The organism is Amycolatopsis alkalitolerans (assembly GCF_006152065.1).
In the GTDB taxonomy this organism is placed as follows: Bacteria; Actinomycetota; Actinomycetes; order Mycobacteriales; family Pseudonocardiaceae; genus Amycolatopsis_E; species Amycolatopsis_E alkalitolerans.
The window spans coordinates 116579-134157 of the sequence record NZ_VDFW01000009.1 but is presented as its reverse complement, the minus strand read 5'-3'; the positions used below and the strand labels follow the sequence as shown (position 1 = coordinate 134157).

General features: G+C 68.6%; 20 protein-coding genes. 12 read left to right on the top strand and 8 right to left on the bottom strand.

The genetic code is table 11. From position 1 onward, the window contains the following. The first annotated feature begins 439 nt into the window (after positions 1-439). Both FG385_RS13375 and phoU read left to right on the top strand, forming a co-directional pair. Complete coding sequence (locus FG385_RS13375; RefSeq protein ID WP_139097013.1) at positions 440-1828, top strand: LCP family protein; 1389 nt, start codon at positions 440-442, stop codon at positions 1826-1828. Between the two features lie 76 nt (positions 1829-1904). Beyond that, positions 1905-2570, top strand: coding sequence for a phosphate signaling complex protein PhoU (phoU, locus tag FG385_RS13370; protein ID WP_139097012.1), 666 nt, complete (start codon positions 1905-1907; stop codon positions 2568-2570). Here phoU and FG385_RS13365 read toward each other — a convergent pair. Genes FG385_RS13365 through pstB form a run of 3 tightly spaced genes read right to left on the bottom strand, consistent with a single transcriptional unit; the run spans position 2567 to position 4948 of the window. Then, the gene (locus tag FG385_RS13365) at positions 2567-3202 is read right to left on the bottom strand and encodes a GTP pyrophosphokinase (RefSeq protein WP_139097011.1); all 636 of its coding nucleotides are present in this window, start codon (positions 3200-3202) and stop codon (positions 2567-2569) included. The two genes, phoU and FG385_RS13365, sit on opposite strands and share 4 nt — an antisense overlap. 9 nt (positions 3203-3211) lie before the next feature. Next, positions 3212-4111, bottom strand: a complete 900-nt coding sequence (locus FG385_RS13360; protein ID WP_407645491.1) for an EamA family transporter — start codon at positions 4109-4111, stop codon at positions 3212-3214. 60 nt (positions 4112-4171) lie between these two features. Further along, a complete protein-coding gene (pstB, locus tag FG385_RS13355; protein WP_139097010.1) occupies positions 4172-4948 on the bottom strand; it encodes a phosphate ABC transporter ATP-binding protein PstB in 777 nt (258 codons plus the stop codon). A gap of 363 nt (positions 4949-5311) precedes the next feature. Between pstB and pstS the strand changes: the two genes are divergently transcribed. From pstS to pstA, 3 genes are all read left to right on the top strand, one after another. Beyond that, the gene (gene pstS, locus FG385_RS13350) at positions 5312-6421 is read left to right on the top strand and encodes a phosphate ABC transporter substrate-binding protein PstS (protein WP_139097009.1); all 1110 of its coding nucleotides are present in this window, start codon (positions 5312-5314) and stop codon (positions 6419-6421) included. Positions 6422-6502: 81 nt separating this feature from the next. Continuing rightward, a complete protein-coding gene (gene pstC / locus FG385_RS13345) occupies positions 6503-7471 on the top strand; it encodes a phosphate ABC transporter permease subunit PstC (RefSeq protein WP_327436839.1) in 969 nt (322 codons plus the stop codon). Next, a complete protein-coding gene (gene pstA / locus FG385_RS13340; protein WP_139097007.1) occupies positions 7468-8517 on the top strand; it encodes a phosphate ABC transporter permease PstA in 1050 nt (349 codons plus the stop codon). Before pstC ends, pstA begins: the two co-directional genes overlap by 4 nt. Before the next feature lie 7 nt (positions 8518-8524). Here the strand turns inward: pstA and mshD are convergent, their stop codons facing one another. Together mshD and FG385_RS13330 are read right to left on the bottom strand one after the other, a co-directional pair. Beyond that, positions 8525-9412, bottom strand: a complete 888-nt coding sequence (gene mshD / locus FG385_RS13335; RefSeq protein ID WP_139097006.1) for a mycothiol synthase — start codon at positions 9410-9412, stop codon at positions 8525-8527. A gap of 10 nt (positions 9413-9422) precedes the next feature. After that, positions 9423-10175, bottom strand: coding sequence for a winged helix-turn-helix transcriptional regulator (locus FG385_RS13330; RefSeq protein WP_139097005.1), 753 nt, complete (start codon positions 10173-10175; stop codon positions 9423-9425). A gap of 192 nt (positions 10176-10367) precedes the next feature. On the opposite strand from FG385_RS13330, the gene FG385_RS13325 reads away from it, so the two are divergent. From FG385_RS13325 to FG385_RS13300, 6 genes are all read left to right on the top strand, one after another. Then, positions 10368-11231, top strand: a complete 864-nt coding sequence (locus tag FG385_RS13325; protein WP_235022548.1) for an LmeA family phospholipid-binding protein — start codon at positions 10368-10370, stop codon at positions 11229-11231. Positions 11232-11235: 4 nt separating this feature from the next. Then, a complete protein-coding gene (locus FG385_RS13320; RefSeq protein ID WP_139097004.1) occupies positions 11236-11661 on the top strand; it encodes a TlpA family protein disulfide reductase in 426 nt (141 codons plus the stop codon). A gap of 196 nt (positions 11662-11857) precedes the next feature. Beyond that, positions 11858-12295 carry a DUF4395 domain-containing protein gene (locus tag FG385_RS13315; RefSeq protein ID WP_139097003.1) on the top strand — a complete coding sequence of 146 codons (438 nt, stop codon included), beginning with the start codon at positions 11858-11860 and terminating at the stop codon, positions 12293-12295. Between the two features lie 37 nt (positions 12296-12332). Beyond that, positions 12333-13169, top strand: a complete 837-nt coding sequence (locus FG385_RS13310; RefSeq protein WP_139097002.1) for a sulfurtransferase — start codon at positions 12333-12335, stop codon at positions 13167-13169. 2 nt (positions 13170-13171) lie between these two features. Then, positions 13172-13480, top strand: coding sequence for a DUF1416 domain-containing protein (locus FG385_RS13305; RefSeq protein WP_139097001.1), 309 nt, complete (start codon positions 13172-13174; stop codon positions 13478-13480). Between the two features lie 198 nt (positions 13481-13678). Continuing rightward, the gene (locus FG385_RS13300; protein WP_139097000.1) at positions 13679-14293 is read left to right on the top strand and encodes an FABP family protein; all 615 of its coding nucleotides are present in this window, start codon (positions 13679-13681) and stop codon (positions 14291-14293) included. Positions 14294-14300: 7 nt separating this feature from the next. Here the strand turns inward: FG385_RS13300 and FG385_RS13295 are convergent, their stop codons facing one another. Beyond that, the gene (locus tag FG385_RS13295) at positions 14301-14948 is read right to left on the bottom strand and encodes a response regulator transcription factor (RefSeq protein ID WP_139096999.1); all 648 of its coding nucleotides are present in this window, start codon (positions 14946-14948) and stop codon (positions 14301-14303) included. After that, on the bottom strand, positions 14933-16165 hold the full coding sequence (locus FG385_RS13290) for a sensor histidine kinase (protein ID WP_139096998.1): 1233 nt from the start codon (positions 16163-16165) through the stop codon (positions 14933-14935). The genes FG385_RS13295 and FG385_RS13290 overlap by 16 nt, the downstream gene beginning before the upstream one ends. Before the next feature lie 167 nt (positions 16166-16332). Here FG385_RS13290 and FG385_RS13285 point away from each other — a divergent pair, with 167 nt between their 5' ends. Next, positions 16333-16731, top strand: a complete 399-nt coding sequence (locus tag FG385_RS13285; RefSeq protein WP_139096997.1) for a hypothetical protein — start codon at positions 16333-16335, stop codon at positions 16729-16731. On the opposite strand, the gene FG385_RS13280 is transcribed toward FG385_RS13285, so the two are convergent. Further along, positions 16710-17558, bottom strand: coding sequence for an aminodeoxychorismate lyase (locus FG385_RS13280; RefSeq protein WP_139096996.1), 849 nt, complete (start codon positions 17556-17558; stop codon positions 16710-16712). The genes FG385_RS13285 and FG385_RS13280 overlap by 22 nt on opposite strands. Positions 17559-17579 lie beyond the last annotated feature (21 nt).

The window sequence follows — 17579 nt, the reverse complement described above, 5'->3', positions numbered from 1 at the left end:
TGTCCGCCGGCTCGCGGGTGAAGCCGATGGCCGCCACTCGGCCCCCGACCTCCCCTTGCCCGGCGAGCCTGAGGGCCGCCGGTCCGCGCCGAACCTTCCCGCGCCCGGCGCCGAACGGCCGATGCCGCGGCGCCCTCCCCAGACAGGGCCCGATGCCCTGCGCGGCCCGATGCCGCCGAGGGCTCGTCGTGCGGATGCCCCGGAGTCGTCGGAAAGCCGTCCGTCGCCGATGCCGCCCGGTGCTCGCCGCCCGGACACCCCCGAGTCGTCGGAGAGCCGTCCCGCCCCGAAGCCGCCCGAGGCCCGGCGCCCCGCGCCTGGAGCCCGTTCCCCCAAGTCGTCCGAAGCCAACTGGCCGGGAGCCGCCGACGAAGCGAACGCCACCGCGCAAGCACGGTCCGGCGCGCCTCGTGTCGTCAAGCCGGAGGACCGGCTGACGATGACCGACGAGATGGAGCCGATCGACGACAGCACCAAGGTGCGCCGCAAGATCGACCATTCGCTAGCCCGGTTCTCGGCGGCCCACGACGAGCTCCAGGCCGAAGAGGCGAAACGCAAGCAGCGCCTGGAAAAGCTGACCGCCCGCCCCGTCCAGTTGCTCGAGCAGACCCGCACCAGGCTCCAGCGAGTCGTCCTCCCCGCGCGGGCGCCGGCCGCCGAGGAGGAGGCCGAGCCCACGCGGCTCGTCGCCCCGCCGCAGACCCGGTTGCAGGAAAAGAAGCAGCGGCACAGCGAACGGACCGTCCGCATTGGACGGATCACGCTGATCGTGCTCGCCGTGCTCGTGTTCCTCGGCACCGGCGCCGCGTGGGGGACGAAGACGTGGTTCAACAGCAAGTTCACGCAGATCGCCGCGCTCGACGAGAACTCGGCCGACATCCAGGACGCGCCGGCCCAACTCGGCGACGAGAACTTCCTCATCGCCGGTTCCGACACCCGCGTCGGCGCGACCGCCGGGGAAAACGTCGGCAATGCGAACGAGGTCCAGGGCGCCCGTTCGGACACGGTGATGCTCGCCCACATTCCGGCCGACCGGAAACGCGCCGTGGTCATTTCGTTCCCGCGTGACCTCGAAATCTCCCGTCCCGCTTGCGAACGTTTCGACGTGGGCACGGGCAACTACTCGAGCGATGTCGTCCCGGCCGAGACGAAGGTCAAGCTCAACACCGCGTACGCCATCGGCGGTCCGCGCTGCCTCACCAAATGGGTGCAGCAGGAAACCGGGATGAAGATCAACCACTTCGTCGGCATCGACTTCGGCGGGTTCAAGGACATGGTCGACGCGGTGCAGGGCGTGACCGTGCACATCGACAAGCCGATCAAGGACACGGTGCTCGGCATGGTCATTTCGCAGACCGGGGACGTGACGATCTCCGGCAACCAGGCGCTCAGTTTCGTCCGCGCCCGCCATGTGATCGGCGACCCGACCTCGGACTACGGCCGCATCAAACGCCAGCAGGAGTTCATCGGCGCGCTGATGAAGAAGGTCATGTCGCGCGGCGTGCTCACCAGCCCGGCACAGCTGTCGGGTTTCGTGACCGCCTTCGCCAAGGCGACCTTCGGCGAGAATATCGGGGTCGACCAGATGCTCACGCTCGCGCAGTCGATGAAGGGTCTCGATCCGTCCACGGTCGCCTTCATGACCATTCCGACGACCGGCGAGGCGAACTCGCGCGGTAACGAGGTGCTGATCGAAAGCAAGGCGAAGGCGATCTTCCAGGCGCTCATCGAGAACACTCCGTTGCCGGGCAGCACCCCACCGCCGACTTCGCCGGACACGCAGGCCAGCGGCAGTAAGGCCACCGGCGGACCGCAGCCTGATCAGTAGCATTCGTTAGGCGGGGTTCACTGCCGGTTCATCCTGCGATGCGGTGTTCGCTCTGCTCAGCCCGTAAGGTGTGGCCATGCGCGAGGCTTATCACGTCGAACTCGAACAGTTGGCCGACAACCTGGCGGAGATGTCCGTCGGGGTGGCCGCCGCGATGGAGAAGGCGACCAGGGCCCTGCTGGACGCCGATCTCGCGCTGGCCGAGCAGGTGATCGGTGACGACGCCAAGATCGACGACATGCGGGCCGAGTGTGAGGAGCAGGCGTACGCCCTGCTCGCGCTGCAAGCCCCGGTCGCGACCGATCTGCGGACGGTGCTCGCGGTCATCCACGCCGCGGAGAGCCTCGAGCGGATGGGCGACCTCGCCCTGCACGTGGCCAAGGCGGCCCGCCGCCGCCACCCCGAGTCGGCGCTGCCGGAGCCGGTCCGGCCGTACTTCGCCGAGATGGGCGAGGCGGTCGTGAAGCTGGCGCTGCGCGCGGAAGAGGTCATCAAGTCCAGGGACGTCGAGGCCGCCCGCTCGATCGAGGCCGACGACGACCAGGTCGACGAGATCCACCGCCACCTGTTCAGCGTGATCATGGCGAAGGACTGGGAGTTCGGCGTGCCCGCCGCCGTCGACGTCACGCTGCTCGGCCGCTTCTACGAGCGCTACGCCGACCACGCGGTTTCGGTCGCCAAGCGGATGGTGTTCGTCGCCACCGGCAAGATGCCCGGCTACGGCGCCGACGAGGACATCTAGGGCTGGATTCGCTGGTGTAGCGCGGTCATCCGGCTGTCAAGATCGGCTGCGGTGGCCGGGGTCGCCTGCAGTTCGACCGCGAAGTCCGCCGGGGCCTCGCCGTCGTACTTGTAGAACAGCTTGTGCTCGACGGCGGCCCAGAAGTCCATCGCGATCGTCCGCATCTGGATCTCGACCTTGACCTTCTCGACCCGGTCGGACAGGAACACCGGGATCCGCACGATAAGATGAAGGCTGCGGTAGCCATTGGGTTTCGGCTCGGCGATGTAGTCCTTCGTGCGGACGATCTCCACGTCGTCCTGCCGCCCGAGCATGCCCGCCACCATGTACACGTCCGGCACGAACGGGCACACCACGCGGATCCCGGCGACGTCCTCGATGTGCTCCTGGATCGCCTCGATGTTCGGCTCCAGGCCCTTGCGCCGCAGCTTCTGCAGGATCGCCTGCGGCTGCTTGACGCGGCTGGTGAGGTGCTCGATCGGGTCGTGCTGGTGGGCGAAGTCGAACTCCTCGGACAGGATCCGTAGCTTCGTCATGAGCTCGTCGACCGCGAACTTGCAGACCATCAGCTCACTGCGCAGTTCGCGCAGAAGGGCGGCCGCAGGCTGGTCCAGGTCGTCGAGGACGGTCACGACGCCAGGTTACTTGGCCGTGCGGGTCGCCCCGATCGACGCCGCCACCACGCAGCACAGCGCGACCCATTGCAGGGCGTGCAGCGACTCGTGCAGCACGACCAGCCCGGCGAGCGCGCCGACCGCCGGTTCGAGGCTCATCAGCACGCCGAACACGCGCGGCGGGATCTTGCGCAGGGCCTCGAGTTCCAGCGAGTACGGGATGACCGAGGACAGCAGCGCGACCGCGAGGCCGAGGATCAGCAGCCACGGCGAAAGCAGGCCGGTGCCGGTCTCGGCGATGCCGGTGGGCATCGCGACCATCGCGGCGACCGCCATCGCGAGCGCGAGCCCGTTGCCCTGCGACGTGCGGCTGCCCAGCGCGGCGCTCAACAGGATGTACGAACCCCAGCAGACCGCCGCGCCGAGCGCGAACAGCAGCCCGGCCATCGACAGGTCGCCGCGGGTCTCGGCCAGCAGGACGACGCCGCCGGCCGCGAGCAGCGCCCACAGCGCGTCGATCAGCCGGCGCGATCCGGCGAGCGCGACGGCCAGCGGGCCCAGGAACTCGACGGTCACCGCGATGCCCTGCGGGATGCGGGCCAGCGCCTGGTAGAAGCTCAGGTTCATCAGCCCGAGCACGACCCCGTAGGCGAGCACGACGGGCCACGCGCGGCGGCCGAGCCGCAGGGCCGGCCGCCAGACCAGCAGCAGCACCACGGCCGCGAAGAACAGGCGCAGGCTGACCGTGCCTGCCGGGCCCGCCACCGCGAACAACTGTTTGGCCAGCGAGGCGCCCACCTGCACGCACACGATCCCGAACAGGACCTGCAGCGGCGGCGGGACGGCGCCTAGCGCTCGCCCCGTGAATGAGCGCGCCCGTAGCCGGGGCAGGCGTCCCCCCAGCTCATCCACGTGTACCGAAACCACGTGACGACCCTAGCCGGGGGGGCCGACAGTTTTCGACCCGGTTACGGTCGCTGCGGGGACTCAGCCGAAGCGGCCGGAGATGTAGTCCTCGGTGGCCTTCTCGTTCGGGTTGGAGAAGATCTTCTCCGTGTCGTTGAGCTCGATCAGGCGCCCTGGCTGGCCGACCCCGGCGAGGTTGAAGAACGCCGTCTGGTCCGAAACCCGCGCCGCCTGCTGCATGTTGTGCGTCACGATGACGATCGTGTAGTCCTTCTTCAGCTCACCGATCAGGTCCTCGATCGCGAGCGTCGAGATCGGGTCCAGCGCCGAGCACGGCTCGTCCATCAGCAGCACGTCCGGCCGCACCGCGATCGCCCGTGCGATGCACAGCCGCTGCTGCTGCCCGCCCGAAAGGCCGCCGCCGGGCTTGTTCAGCCTGTCCTTGACCTCGGTCCACAGGTTCGCCCCGCGCAAGGCGCGCTCGGCGATCTCGTCCAGCTCCTTCTTGTTCCGCACGCCGGAGAGCTTGAGCCCGGCGACGACGTTGTCCCGGATGGACATCGTCGGGAACGGGTTGGGCCGCTGGAAGACCATGCCGATGGTGCGGCGCACCTGGACCGGGTCCACGCTGGAGGCGTAGATGTCCTGGCCGTCGAGCAGTACCTGGCCGTCCACCCGGGCGCCCGGGATGACTTCGTGCATCCGGTTCAGCGTGCGCAGCACTGTCGACTTGCCGCAGCCGGACGGCCCGATGAACGCGGTGACGTTGCGGGGCGGCACCGACAGCGTGACGCTGTCCACGGCGTGGAATTTGCCGTAGTAGATGTCGAGGTCCTTGACGTCGATTCGTTTCGCCATTTGCGGTGAACGCTCACTTCTTTCCAGGTCCGTCTAGACGTACGAGGCTACGGCCGTGCGATGTCCGGATTACAGTGGCCAGGTTAACGAAAAGTGAACAGAAGGCGTGTACCTTCCTGCGTTTCGGGGCACCCGAATGGGGTAGGTCACGCTGTCTGCGAAGCCGCTGAGAAGAGCGTCACAAAACCCTGCGACGTGGTGTTATTACGGAGCGTTCGCCGTGATCCGTTCGATATCTTCCCGGGGCGGCTTTCACCTCGCGTTCAACTGAGGTCCGCCTTCAGTCCACTGCGGTTGCTTACCGTGCCCTTGCGCGACACAGCGTCGCGCAGACAGTCCTTGCCAGTGTTGGAGGATCCTCACGTGAAAATCAAGCGGCACGGCGCCGCGTTCGGCGTTGTCGCGGCCGGTGCTCTGCTCCTGACCGCGTGCGGCAGCGACAACAACAACGCGACGCCGGGCGGGACGAGTGCGCAGCCCACCTCGAACATCCAGTGCGCGAACGGCTCGCTGATCTCCGCCGGTTCGACTGCCCAGTCGAACGCGATGTCGGAGTGGGTCAAGGCGTACCAGAACCAGTGCAGCGGCGCGAACATCAACTACCAGGGCGGCGGCTCGGGTAAGGGCGTGCAGCAGTTCCAGCAGGGACAGACGGACTTCTCGGGTTCGGACTTCCCGCTGGGTGAGTCGGACAAGCCCGCCGCGGACGCGCGCTGCAAGAGTGGTCCGGCCCTCGACCTGCCCATGGTGCCCGGCCCGATCGCGGTCGGCTACAACGTGCCCGGCGTGGACAAGCCGCTGAACCTGTCCTCGTCGGTGCTCGCGAAGATCTTCTCCGGCAAGATCACCAACTGGAACGACCCGGCCATCGCCAAGGACAACCCGGGCGTCAACTTCCCGTCGCTGGGTATCCAGACGTTCCACCGTTCGGACGGTTCGGGCACGAGCTACAACTTCTCGAACTACCTCGCGAACGAGGCGAAGGCCGACTTCCCGTTCCCGGCCAACAAGAACTGGCCGGCCCCGGGCGGCCAGGGCTCGAACGGCACGCAGGGCATCGCGCAGGGCGTGAAGAGCACCCAGGGCGGCATCGGCTACATGGAGTTGTCGTTCGCGACGCAGAGCAGCATCCCGTACGCGAAGGTCAGCAACGCAGCCGGCCAGTTCGTCGAGCTCACCAACGACAACGTGAAGAACTTCCTGTCCAAGGCGAAGGTCGTCGGTGAGGGTAACGACGTCAAGCTGCAGTTCGACTACTCGAACACGGACGCGAACGCGTACCCGAACCTGCTGGTGACCTACGAGATCGTGTGCTCGTCGGGCAACGACCCGCAGAAGCTGCCGCTGCTGAAGGGCTTCCTGAACTACCTCGCCAGCAACGACGGGCAGGCGCCGCTGGCGCAGCAGGGCTACGTCCCGCTGCCCAGCAACATCCAGAGCAAGGTTCAGGCCGCGATCAGCTCGCTCAAGTAAGACCGAAGAAGCGCATCATGACGGCCTCGCCGGGCAACCAGTCCGGCGAGGCCGGTGCGCTGAGTAGACGAGGAGCGCGAAATCACTGTTAACTCCGCTGCCGAGGAGCTGAGGGCCGAACTGACCCGGCACCCATCCCGCCGTGGCGACGCCCTGTTCCGCTGGCTCGCGAAGAGCTCGGGGTGGTTCATCCTGGCGCTGCTCGTGCTGATCGCCGCGTTCCTGGTCATCGAGGCGATTCCCGCGCTGCAGCACGACAAGTCGAACTTCTTCTCGACACTGGCGTGGGACCCCGACCAGACCGGCGAGTTCGGCATCGCCGCGCTCGCGTTCGGCAGCATCCTGAGCTCCCTCCTCGCGTTGATCATCGGGGTGCCGATCGCCGTCGGCGTCGGGCTCTACATCAGCCAGTACGCGCCGCGCGCCGTCGCGCGCCCGCTCGGCTACATCGTCGACCTGCTGGCGGCCGTGCCCAGCGTGGTGTTCGGTCTCTGGGGCCTGATCTGGCTCGTGCCGACGTTGATCCCGCTGTCGGAGTTCCTCAACAAGTGGCTGGGCTGGTTCCCGCTGTTCGCATCGTCGAACAACACCTACGGCAAGTCGATGTTCGCCGCGGGTGTCGTACTCGCGGTGATGATCCTGCCGATCGTCGCGGCGCTGTGCCGCGAGGTGTTCATCCAGACCCCGGACGAGCACATCGAGGCGGCGTACGCGCTCGGCGCGACGCGCTGGGAGATGATCCGGATGGCCGTGCTGCCCTATGGCCGCTCCGGAATGATCAGCGCGATCGTGCTCGGCTTCGGCCGTGCCATCGGCGAAACCATCGCCGTCGCACTCGTGCTCTCGTCCAGCAACGTCATCACGTTCCACATCTTCGACCCGGCAGGCGCGACGATCGCGGCCAACGTCGCGAACAAGTTCGGTGACGCGGGTGCCACCGGGCGCAGCGCGCTCATCGCCTCCGGCCTCGTGCTGTTCGCGATCACGCTCGTGGTCAACTTCGGTGCCCGCGCGATCGTGCGGCGCGGCAGCAAGGAGAAGAGGGCATGACCGTCGCACTTGAAGAGCCGCTGGGCGCCAACCCGCTGACCAGGCCGCGGCTGACCTGGGTCGGGCTGGCGGCGACGGCACTGGGCGCGGTCGCCATCACCGCGCTGCTGTTCCTGGTCACCCCGCTGTCCGGCTACGTCGCGTTCGTCCTCATCGCGGCCGTGCTCTACGTCATCGCCTTGACCGTCGTCTCGGCGCTCGTCGAGGGCTGGCGGCACGCCAAGGACCGGCTGATGATGAACGTGCTGCTCGCGACCGTGTTGTTCGCGGTGCTCGCGCTCGTCGGCGTGCTCGGCTACACGGTCTTCCGCGGCCTCAGCCGCTTCGACGGCACGTTCCTCACGCACTCGATGCGCTCGGTCGCCGAAGCCGACCCGGACGGTGGCGCGTACCACGCGATCATCGGCACGCTGGAACAGGTCGGCATCGCGACCGCGATCGCCGCGCCGCTGGGCATCCTCGTCGCGGTCTACCTCGTCGAGTACTCCTCCGGCAGGCTCGGCCGGGTGGTGAGCTTCCTCGTCGACGTGATGACGGGGCTGCCTTCGATCGTCGCCGGCCTGTTCGTCCTCGCGCTGTGGATCGTGCTGCTTGCGCAGCCCTACTCGGGCTTCGCGGGCTCGCTCGCGCTGATCGTGCTGATGCTGCCGACCGTGATCCGCTCGACGGAGGAGATGCTCAAGCTTGTCCCGGCGGCGCTGCGCGAGGCTTCGTACGCGCTGGGTATCGCGAAGTGGATCACCGTGGTTCGGGTCGTGCTGCCGACCGCGACCGCCGGCATCGTCACCGGTGTCATGCTCGCCATCTCCCGCGTCATGGGTGAGACGGCGCCGGTGCTGCTGACGGTGTTCGGTGCGCAGTCGATCAACTTCAACCCGTTCAGCGACCCGCAGGGGTCGTTGCCGCTGTTCGTGTTCACCGAGGCGGGCCAGCCCAACAACACCGCGCTCGACCGTGCGTGGGCCGGCGCGCTGACGCTGATCCTCATCGTGCTGCTGCTCAACCTGATCGCCCGCACCGTAGCCCGCTTCGCGCGGGTGAAGTGAGGATCGGTCACCGCGCGTACTGGACGTCCACGCTGTAGCGGGCGAAGCCCAGCTTCTCGTACACCGCGATCGCCGGGGCGTTGTCGCCTTCGACGTAGAGGATCACCTGGGTCAGGCCGGTATCGGCGAGGTGGCGCAGCCCCGCGGCGGTGAGCGCCTTGCCGAGCCCGCCGCCCTGTGCCGCCGGATCGACGCCGACGACGTAGACCTCGCCGACGTGCTCGCCGTCGAACCGGTTCGGATCGGCCGGGTGCACCTTCGTCCAGTGGAAGCCGATGACAGCGCCGTCGCGCTCGGCGAGGAAGAAGCCAGCCGGGTCGAACCAGTCCTCCCGTTCGGCGGCACGCAGGTCGTCGACGGTGAGGCTGCCCTGTTCGGGGTGCCAGTCGAAGGCGCGCGCGTTGACGGCGATGACCGCTTCCTCGTCCTGCCCAGGCACGAAAGTGCGCAGTGTCACGTCCGGCGGCGTCACCGGCTCCGGCCAGCTCCGCACCGGGGTGTGCAGGACGAGCAGTTCGCGGGCGCGCGTGAAGCCCTCGTGCTCGGCGATCCGCGCTGCGGCGGGGTGGTCCCCGTGCGACCACACTCGCACGCCGGTATCCGCTTTCGTGATCAACTCGCGCGCCAGTTCGCTGCCATGACCCCGGCGGCGCCGGCCGGGATGCACGATCAGCTCGGCGACCTGCCTGCCGAACGAGTCCCCGGCGGTGTCCAGGTGCGCGTACCCGGCCAGCTCGCCGTCCTCGCGCCCCAGCAGGTGAAGCCCACCTTGGAACGGCAGCGGCCCGGCCTCGTCCACTTCCGGACGCCCGTCGGCCTCGCGCGCGGCGAGGAGCAGCACGCGAACCTCCTGCGTGGCGGACTCGTCCAGTTCAGCTACCCATACGCGATGCACGAGTTCGAAACTACGGCGTGGACAGCTCGCTGGGCAGCTCGGAGGTGTCGAACGACAGGGAAGTGACGCCGGGCTTCGGCGCGCCCTTGGCCGGCCGCTCGAACTTGTAGCCGACGTTGCGCACGGTGCCGATCATCTGCTCGTGCTCGGGGCCGAGCTTCGCGCGCAGCCGCCGGACGTGCACGTCGACGGTGCGGGTGCCACCGAAGAAGTCGTAGCCCCAGACCTCCTGCAGCAGCTGGGCGCGGGTGAACACCCGGCCGGCGTGCTGCGCGAGGTACTTGAGCAGCTCGAACTCCTTGTAGGTCAGCTCGAGGGTGCGGCGGCGCAGGCGGGCGGTGTACGTGGCCTCGTCGATGACCAGCTCGCCGACCCGCAGCTCGGCGTCGACCTGGGTCGAAGCGCCGTCGCGCGTGGTGGCCAGCCGCAGCCGGGCGTCCACCTCGGCGGGGCCCGCGGTGGGCAGGAGGATGTCGTCGGTGCGCCATTCGGCGCTCACCGCGACCAGCCCGCCCTCACCGACGACGGCGATGATCGGGGTGCTCGCCTCGTCCTCGCCGGCACCCTTGAGCAGCCGGCAAAGGCTCTTCGCCGACGCGAGGTCCGCGCGAGCGTCGAGCAGGATCACGTCACGATGCCCGGCGTCGAGGAGCGCGGTGACTTCGGGCGCGCGCACGCGTACGGTGTGGGGCAACAGGTCCAGCGCGGGCAGAACTGCGGTAGCGTCCGCCTCGGGAGTGAGTACGAGCAGATCCAAGCTCATCGCCACACCGCCTTCTTGATCGTAGCCTCGAGCGACCCGGGGTCGGTGATTTCCGTAAAGACTAGCTGGTGAGAACGGGAAACACCTCCCCTGTGCCGTGCTCGTCACACTGACGTCACACTGGGGGCGCATATCGTTCAGTCCGCGCCGTAACGGCTTCCGACAGATCGGATACGAAGAGTGAGCAGGCCTGTGACCGAGGATCGCCCCAGCTCGCCGCGGCCCTCGGGGCGTCGCGGCCGCCGGACCCGCCGCATCGTCATCAGCCTCGTGGTCGTGATCGGTCTGCTGGTCGGCGCCGATTTCGGGCTCGCCGCGTTCGCCGAGCACACGGTGTCACAGAAGGCACGCGAACAGCTGAAACTCGCCGAGGACCCGTCGGTCACGATCCACGGTTTCCCGTTCACGACGCAGGCGATCAGCGGTGACTACCGGCATATCTCACTGTCCGCGTCCGGAGTGCCGATCAACCAGCTCAAGGACGTCGCGGTCAACGCCGACTTGACGGACGTGACCGCACCGCTGTCGGACCTGATCAACGGCAACACCGACGCGATCAAGATCGGTGAGCTCGAGGCGCAGGTCACCATCAAGGCGAGCGATATCGCGAAGATCAGCCCGCTGACCAACATCGAGGACCTGCGGATCGAGCCGTCGAGCATCGAGTACGTGCAGACCGGGCAGGACTCGACAGGCTCCGACGGCCAGCAGCAGAGCGACGACAAGCAGGACAAGTCGGAGGCGGGGATCCGCGTCTCCGGGAACGTGCAGATCGCCGGCCAGAAGATCGAGATCTTCTGCTTCGCCATGATCGAACTGCATGGCACTTCGATCGACATCGTCCCGAAGCGGCTGCAGTACGGGAATGACAAGGAGACGACCGTCGTTCCCACGTCTGTGCAGAAGGCCCTGCTGCCCAACTTCAAGACGTCCATCGACACCGGCAACCTGCCGTTCGAGGTGACCCCGACCGCCGTCAAGGTGAACAGCGGTTCGGTGACGGTCAAGGGGAAGGCGCAGAACGTGACGTTCAGCGGGGCCACCACGGGAAGGTGAACTGATGGTCGGCGTCTGGGTCGTACTCGGGGTGCTGCTGGTCGGCGGGGCCGCCGGCGCGGTGCTGCGTACCCGGAACGGGCGGATCCGCGCCGCGAAGGCGACCGAGCGCTCGCTGCCGGCCCCCGTGGCCGACGCGCTCGACCCGGCCGCGATCACGCTGGTCCAGATCTCGACCACGTTCTGCGCACCGTGCCGGCACGCCAAGGCGGTGCTCAAGCCGCTCGCCGAGCGCACAGCCGGCCTCCGGCACGTCGAACTCGACGTCACCGACCGGCCGGAGGTGGCGCAGGCGCTCGGCGTGCTGCGCACCCCGACCACGCTCGCTTTCTCACCTGGTGGGAGCGAGCTGCTGCGCATCAGCGGTGTCCCGAAGGGCCCGGCGGTCCTGGAAGCCCTTGACGAGCATCTTTCCAGTCCCACCAGTTGAACACAGTTCCCGCGGAGAGTGCGCCGTGGGTACTCTGAACGGCGTGACCACCACGCTGCTGACGCAACGACGCGCGGTTGATCTGTGCCGCGTGCGCAGCAGTCTGTGTCTGTCCTGACGAGCCTTTTCGCGGCTCATTCTCCCCGGTTCCGTCATTTCTTTGCCGTGCGCGCATGCGCTCAATCCGGGAGGCTTCATGTCAGCAGGACCAGGCGTCGATCCACGTGGCCCGAGGTTCGCCGCCGCCGTGACGACGGTCGTACTGGCGGTGGTGCTGGTCACCGGCTGGTGGCCGCTGCTCGCCGCGCAGACCGTGGTGTTCGCGATCGGCGCGTTCATCGGGCTCAAGCCCGCGCCGTACTCGCTGCTCTACCGGTACCTGGTGGCGCCGCGGCTCGCCGCGCCCACCGAACGCGAGGACGCGGCGCCGCTGCGCTTCGCCCAGACGGTCGGGTTCGCGTTCGCGCTCGTCGGCACGGTCGGCTACGCGGCCGGACTCGTCCCGCTCGGTGTCGTGGCGACCGCGTTCGCCCTGTTCGCCGCGTTCCTCAACGCCGCGTTCAACTTCTGCCTCGGCTGCGAGATGTACCTGCTGATCCGGCGGTTCGTCCCGGCCGCGGGCCAAGCGTCCTAGAAGTCCACCATCGAACAAGAAAGTGAGTGCCGCTCAAATGAGCCGTGAAGACGTCCTGGTCACGACGCAGTGGGCCGAGGAGAACCTGGCCACCCCTGGCGTGGTCTTCGCCGAGGTGGACGAGGACACCACCGCCTATGACGGCGGCCATATCCGCGGGGCCGTGAAGATCGACTGGAAGACCGAACTGCAGGACCAGGTCCGCCGTGACTTCGTGGACAAGGCGGGTTTCGAGGCCCTGCTGTCCGAGAAGGGCATCGGCAACGACGACCTGGTGATCCTTTACGGCGGCAACAACAACTGGTTCGCCGCGTACGCGTACTGGTACTTCAAGCTGTACGGGCACGGCAAGGTCAAGCTGCTCGACGGTGGCCGCAAGAAGTGGGAGCTCGACGGCCGAGAGCTGTCGTCCGACGAGGTCAAGCGCGAGCGCACGACGTACGCCGCGAAGGCGCCGGACACCTCGATCCGCGCCTTCCGCGACGAGGTCGTCGCCGCGATCGGCACGAAGAACCTGGTCGACGTCCGCTCGCCCGACGAGTTCTCCGGCAAGCTGCTCGCGCCCGCGCATCTGCCGCAGGAGTCGGCGCAGCGCGCCGGCCACATCCCGACGGCGCTGAACGTGCCGTGGGCCAAGACGGCCAACGAGGACGGCACGTTCAAGAACACCGACGAGCTCAAGGAGCTCTACGACGAGGCGGGCCTGGACACGGGCAAGTCGACCATCGCCTACTGCCGCATCGGCGAGCGGTCCAGCCACACCTGGTTCGCGCTGCACGAGCTGATCGGGCTCGAGGACGTGAAGAACTACGACGGTTCGTGGACGGAATACGGCTCGCTGGTCGGCGTGCCGATCGAAACTGGAGCGAAGTGAACATGAGTGCTGACGGTTGCGGTGCGCCGGTTCAGACGGCGACGCCGGCGGACATCGACACGCAGGGCCAGGTCGTGCTGGCCGGCAAGGTGAGCGGGAGCGACGGGCCGCTCGGCGGCGCGTACGTGCGCCTGCTCAACGGTGACGGCGATTTCGCCGGTGAGGTCCAGGCCTCGCCGGCGGGCGACTTCCGCTTCTACGCGGCGCCCGGTGCGTGGACCGTCCGCGCGCTGCACCGTACGGGCAACGGTGAGGCCTCGGTCACCGCGGAGGGGCCGGGCCTGCACGAGGTGGCCATCTCGGTCGCCTGAGGTTTCGCCGAACGAGGCCGTCTCCCTTACCGGGAGGCGGCTTCTTCGCGTGTCGAGGGCCACCCGGGATCCTCCGGCCCCGGGAGTTAAGCTGCGGGTGTGGAAGCTCTGTTTACGACCCTGCTGGTGATCGCTGGTATCGCCGTCGTGTGGTTCGCCGTCTACGTCGTCTACCGGCTCTACGCAGACCAGCGCTGAATGGGCACCGGAGACGAAGCGATCCAGGCCGCGGAGCAGCGGGCTGAGAGCACTCGCGAGCGCAACCTTCCCCAGTTCGACGATCTGCCGATCCCGGTCGACACCGCGAACCTGCGCCACGGCGCGGAACTCAACGACGCCTGCCTCGCCCTGCTGCCGCTGGTGGGCGTCTGGCGTGGCGAGGGCGAGATCACCTACTCGACGATGGAGAAGCCGGTCAAGTTCGCTCAGCAGCTGACCATCGCGCACGACGGCAGGCCGTTCCTGTTCCATGAGGCCCGCGCCTGGCTGCTCGACGACGAGGGCAACGTCATCCGCCCCGCGGCCCGCGAGGTCGGGTGGTGGCGCCCGCAGCCCGACGACACGATCGAACTGCTGCTCGCGCATTCGAGCGGGATCATGGAGATCTTCTATGGCAAACCGCGCAACCAGACCTCCTGGGAGCTGGGCACGGACGCGGTCGCCCGCACCGCCAGCGCGAAGGAGGTCAGCGGCGCGAAACGGCTGTACGGCGTGATCAACAACGGTGACCTCGGCTATGTCGAGGAGCGCGCCATGGTGGGTGAGCCCATGCAGCCGCACGCCTCGGCACATCTCCACCGCGTCGTCGGCTGATCGCGGGTCAGGGCTTGTCCAAATAGGCGAGTACGGCGCGGACGCGCCGGTTGCTGTTGTCGTCATCGGTGATCCCGAGCTTGCCGAACAGCGACGTCGTGTACTTGCTGATCGCGCTTTCGCTCAAGAACAGCCGCTGTCCGATGGCCTGATTGGACAGTCCCTCGGCCATCAGGCCGAGCACGGCGTGCTCGCGTTCGGTGAGCCCCTCGAGCCGGCGGTTCGACGCGTCACTGGAGAGCAGCTTCGCGATGACGGCCGGGTCCATCGCGGTCCCGCCACCGGCGACGCGCTGCAGCGCGTCGATGAACTGGTCCGCGTCGAACACGCTCTCCTTCAGCAGGTAGCCGACGCCGCCGGCACCGTCGGTCAGCAGTTCGCGGGCGTACAACCGTTCGACGTGCTGGGAAAGGATCAGCACCGGCAGCCCGGGCACCTCGCGGCGCGCGGCCAGCGCCGCCCGCAGGCCCTCGTCCGCCTGGGCCGGTGGCATCCGGACATCCACAATGGACACTTCCGGCCGCCATTTCAGCAGCGCGTCGAGCGTTTCGGGCCCGGTGGTCGCGGTCGCCACCACCTCGTGCCCGTACGCCTCCACGAGCCGGACCATCCCGTCACGCAGCAGGTAAAGGTCCTCGGCTACCAGGATTCGCATGGCACGACCATCCTCGCTCGGGTCGGACCGCCGGCCGGGCTGGTGATCTCCAGCGTGCCGTCGAACACGGCGAGGCGGCGGCGCAGTCCCGCCAGGCCGCCTCCGTCGGGCACCTTCGCGCCGCCACGGCCATCGTCTTCGACCTCGACCACGATGCCGGTCTCGTCCGGCGCGATGGAGATCCGGACCCGCGATGCGTGGGCGTGCTTGACCGCGTTGGTCAGCAGTTCGGCGGTCCCGAAGTACAGCGCGGACTCGATCGGCGGGTCCAGGCGCACCGGACCGTCCGCGCTGACCTCGACCTCCAGTCGGCTGTCCAGCGCGAGTGCGCGAACGGCGTCGACGAGCCCCCGCTCGGTCAGCACCGGTGGGTTGATCCCCTGGACCAGTTCGCGTAGCTCGGCCAGCGAGGTGGCGGCACCGTCCCGAGCCGCTCGAAGGAGCTCTTTTGCCTGGTCAGGCCGGGTTTCGAGCAGCTTCTCCGCGGTCGCCAGCGAGAGCCCGAGCGCGACCAGTCGCGCCTGCGCGCCGTCATGCAGATCCCGCTCGATCCGGCGGATTTCCGCGGCCTGCGCGACCGTTGCGTCCGCGCGCTGAGCCGTCAGTTCGGCCACCCGGTCCGCCAGCACCATTGGAGGCGTCGCACGCAGGAAGCGCCCCGCGACCGGCTCGATGAGCCGCCAGGCGTACGGAGCGCTCGCGACGGCCACGACCAGACCGACCGCGCCGGGGACGAACGCCGACCGGGCGAACCCGAGCACGGCCGCCACGACTCCGGCAGGCGGGACGGCGGCGACCGCGCCCGCCAGCGGGACGATCGCGGTGAACCGCAGGTCACGCCACGTCGCGGGATCGTGCCACCGGTCCTTCAGTTCCTGATCCTCCTCGGCCTCCTTGCGGGTGCGCGCGTAGGAGGAGCCGTTCCACCAGTACCCGGTGGACATCTGCGTGACCGGCGCGGGGCCGCGGTATCCGGGCGGAATCACCGTGCCCGTCCACGTCGCGACGAAGAAGCGGACCAACCGGCAGACCGGCCGGGACAGCACAAAGGTCGCGACACAGGCCAGGACGACCGGCGCTATCCACGTCCACGGACCCGACCACCAGATCACCAGCACCGTCGCTCCCGCCCACATGGCCGGGACCAGCAGGCCGACGACGGCCACCACGCACGCCCGCCAGAACCCCACGCAGGCCTTTCGCACCCACGACCCCATGATCCGTCCTCACTCTCCGGCGAGCCCCCATCGCGGCTCGGTGCCTTCACTGTGCACCGCGACGGCGTGGAAACCAGCCGGATCGGCGCCGAAGTAGGCCTAGCCCCACCCAGCCGTGCGCCCACGCCCATACCGGGGCTCACCCGCGCTTTCTAGCGTCGGCAGGTATGGAAGACACCAACCGTTCCCGGCAGACCCTCGGCCGCGCCAAGTTCTTCGTCGCGGCCTACGGGCTGCTCAGCGTCGTCGTGCTCGGCATCGTCGCCACACTCGCGGTCACCGGGCATCCGGTGACCGCGTTCATGTGGGGCCGCTCCGGTGGCGTGCTCGCGAGCGCCGCGGTGGCCTACTGGCTGACCCTGCTCGCCGCACGTGGGAGACGCTGGGCCTACGTGCGCGTACGCATCATCTCGATCGTCGTACCCGTCGCGATCGTCGCGATCGACAGCATCCCCGGCGCACTGCCGCCGTGGTTCGTCGCACTGCAGGTGGTCTGCGCGCTCGCCATGGCCGGGGCTGCTTTCTCCTTGCCCCGTAAGGGAAGTCAGGCGTACACGTCCTCGTAGGCCTTCGCCAGTTCCGCGTGCACCGCGCTCGAATCGGGCAAACGGTCCCCGTCGAGCGTGTGCACGCGGGTCAGCTTGCGCACGGACGAGGCCAGGAAGAGCCCATCGTTGTCGCGCAGGTCCGCCGTCGAGAGCGGCTCGATCTTCGTCGACCAGCCCGCCCGCTCGGCACCGCGGAACACCGCGGCCTGGGTGGTGCCCGGCAGGATCCCGATCGTCGCCGGCGGGGTGTACAGGGTCCTGCCGCGCGCGATGATCACATTCGACGTGGGCCCCTCCAGCACCGTGTCGTCGGTCGCGGTGAAGATGACGTCGCTGGCGCCCCGGCGGGCGGCTTCGCGCACCGCGGCCATGTTGACCGCGTAGGACAGGGACTTCGCGCCGAGCAGCAGCCACGGGGCCCGCTCGGCGAGGCCCGGGTCGATCCCGCGCTCCAGGGTCACCGCGGCGACGCCTTCGGCACGGGCGCGGATCACCTTCTCGTCGATCGGGATGCCCATCGCGAACGCGGTCGGCCCGGCGCCGGGCAGCCCGTCGATCCCGCGCGTGCAGACCAGTTTGAGCGCGAACTCGTCCCCGCCGATCCAGTTGCCGATCACCTGCCGGGTCGCCCGCTGCCACGCCTCGTCGTCGGGTTCGGGCAGGTCCAGCATGGACGCCGAACGCGCGAGCCGGTCCAGGTGAGGGCGCAGCTCACGCGGCGTGCCGCCGGCGACGAGCACCGTTTCGAAGATGCCGTCACCCCTCATCAGACCGAGGTCGTCGACGCGGATGTGCGGGGCGTCGGGGTCGGCGAGGGTTCCGTCCAGGAAGGCGAGTACGCGCATGGAGTCACCGTACTCACCTAC

Coding starts and splice junctions, on each gene's coding strand:
- FG385_RS13375 (WP_139097013.1), top strand. CDS start 440: ATGACCGACGAGATGGAGCCGATCGACGACAGCACCAAGGTGCGCCGC.
- phoU (WP_139097012.1), top strand. CDS start 1,905: ATGCGCGAGGCTTATCACGTCGAACTCGAACAGTTGGCCGACAACCTG.
- pstB (WP_139097010.1), bottom strand. CDS start 4,948: ATGGCGAAACGAATCGACGTCAAGGACCTCGACATCTACTACGGCAAA.
- pstA (WP_139097007.1), top strand. CDS start 7,468: ATGACCGTCGCACTTGAAGAGCCGCTGGGCGCCAACCCGCTGACCAGG.
- FG385_RS13330 (WP_139097005.1), bottom strand. CDS start 10,175: ATGAGCTTGGATCTGCTCGTACTCACTCCCGAGGCGGACGCTACCGCA.
- FG385_RS13320 (WP_139097004.1), top strand. CDS start 11,236: ATGGTCGGCGTCTGGGTCGTACTCGGGGTGCTGCTGGTCGGCGGGGCC.
- FG385_RS13315 (WP_139097003.1), top strand. CDS start 11,858: ATGTCAGCAGGACCAGGCGTCGATCCACGTGGCCCGAGGTTCGCCGCC.
- FG385_RS13310 (WP_139097002.1), top strand. CDS start 12,333: ATGAGCCGTGAAGACGTCCTGGTCACGACGCAGTGGGCCGAGGAGAAC.
- FG385_RS13305 (WP_139097001.1), top strand. CDS start 13,172: ATGAGTGCTGACGGTTGCGGTGCGCCGGTTCAGACGGCGACGCCGGCG.
- FG385_RS13300 (WP_139097000.1), top strand. CDS start 13,679: ATGGGCACCGGAGACGAAGCGATCCAGGCCGCGGAGCAGCGGGCTGAG.
- FG385_RS13295 (WP_139096999.1), bottom strand. CDS start 14,948: ATGCGAATCCTGGTAGCCGAGGACCTTTACCTGCTGCGTGACGGGATG.
- FG385_RS13290 (WP_139096998.1), bottom strand. CDS start 16,165: ATGGGGTCGTGGGTGCGAAAGGCCTGCGTGGGGTTCTGGCGGGCGTGC.
- FG385_RS13285 (WP_139096997.1), top strand. CDS start 16,333: ATGGAAGACACCAACCGTTCCCGGCAGACCCTCGGCCGCGCCAAGTTC.
- FG385_RS13280 (WP_139096996.1), bottom strand. CDS start 17,558: ATGCGCGTACTCGCCTTCCTGGACGGAACCCTCGCCGACCCCGACGCC.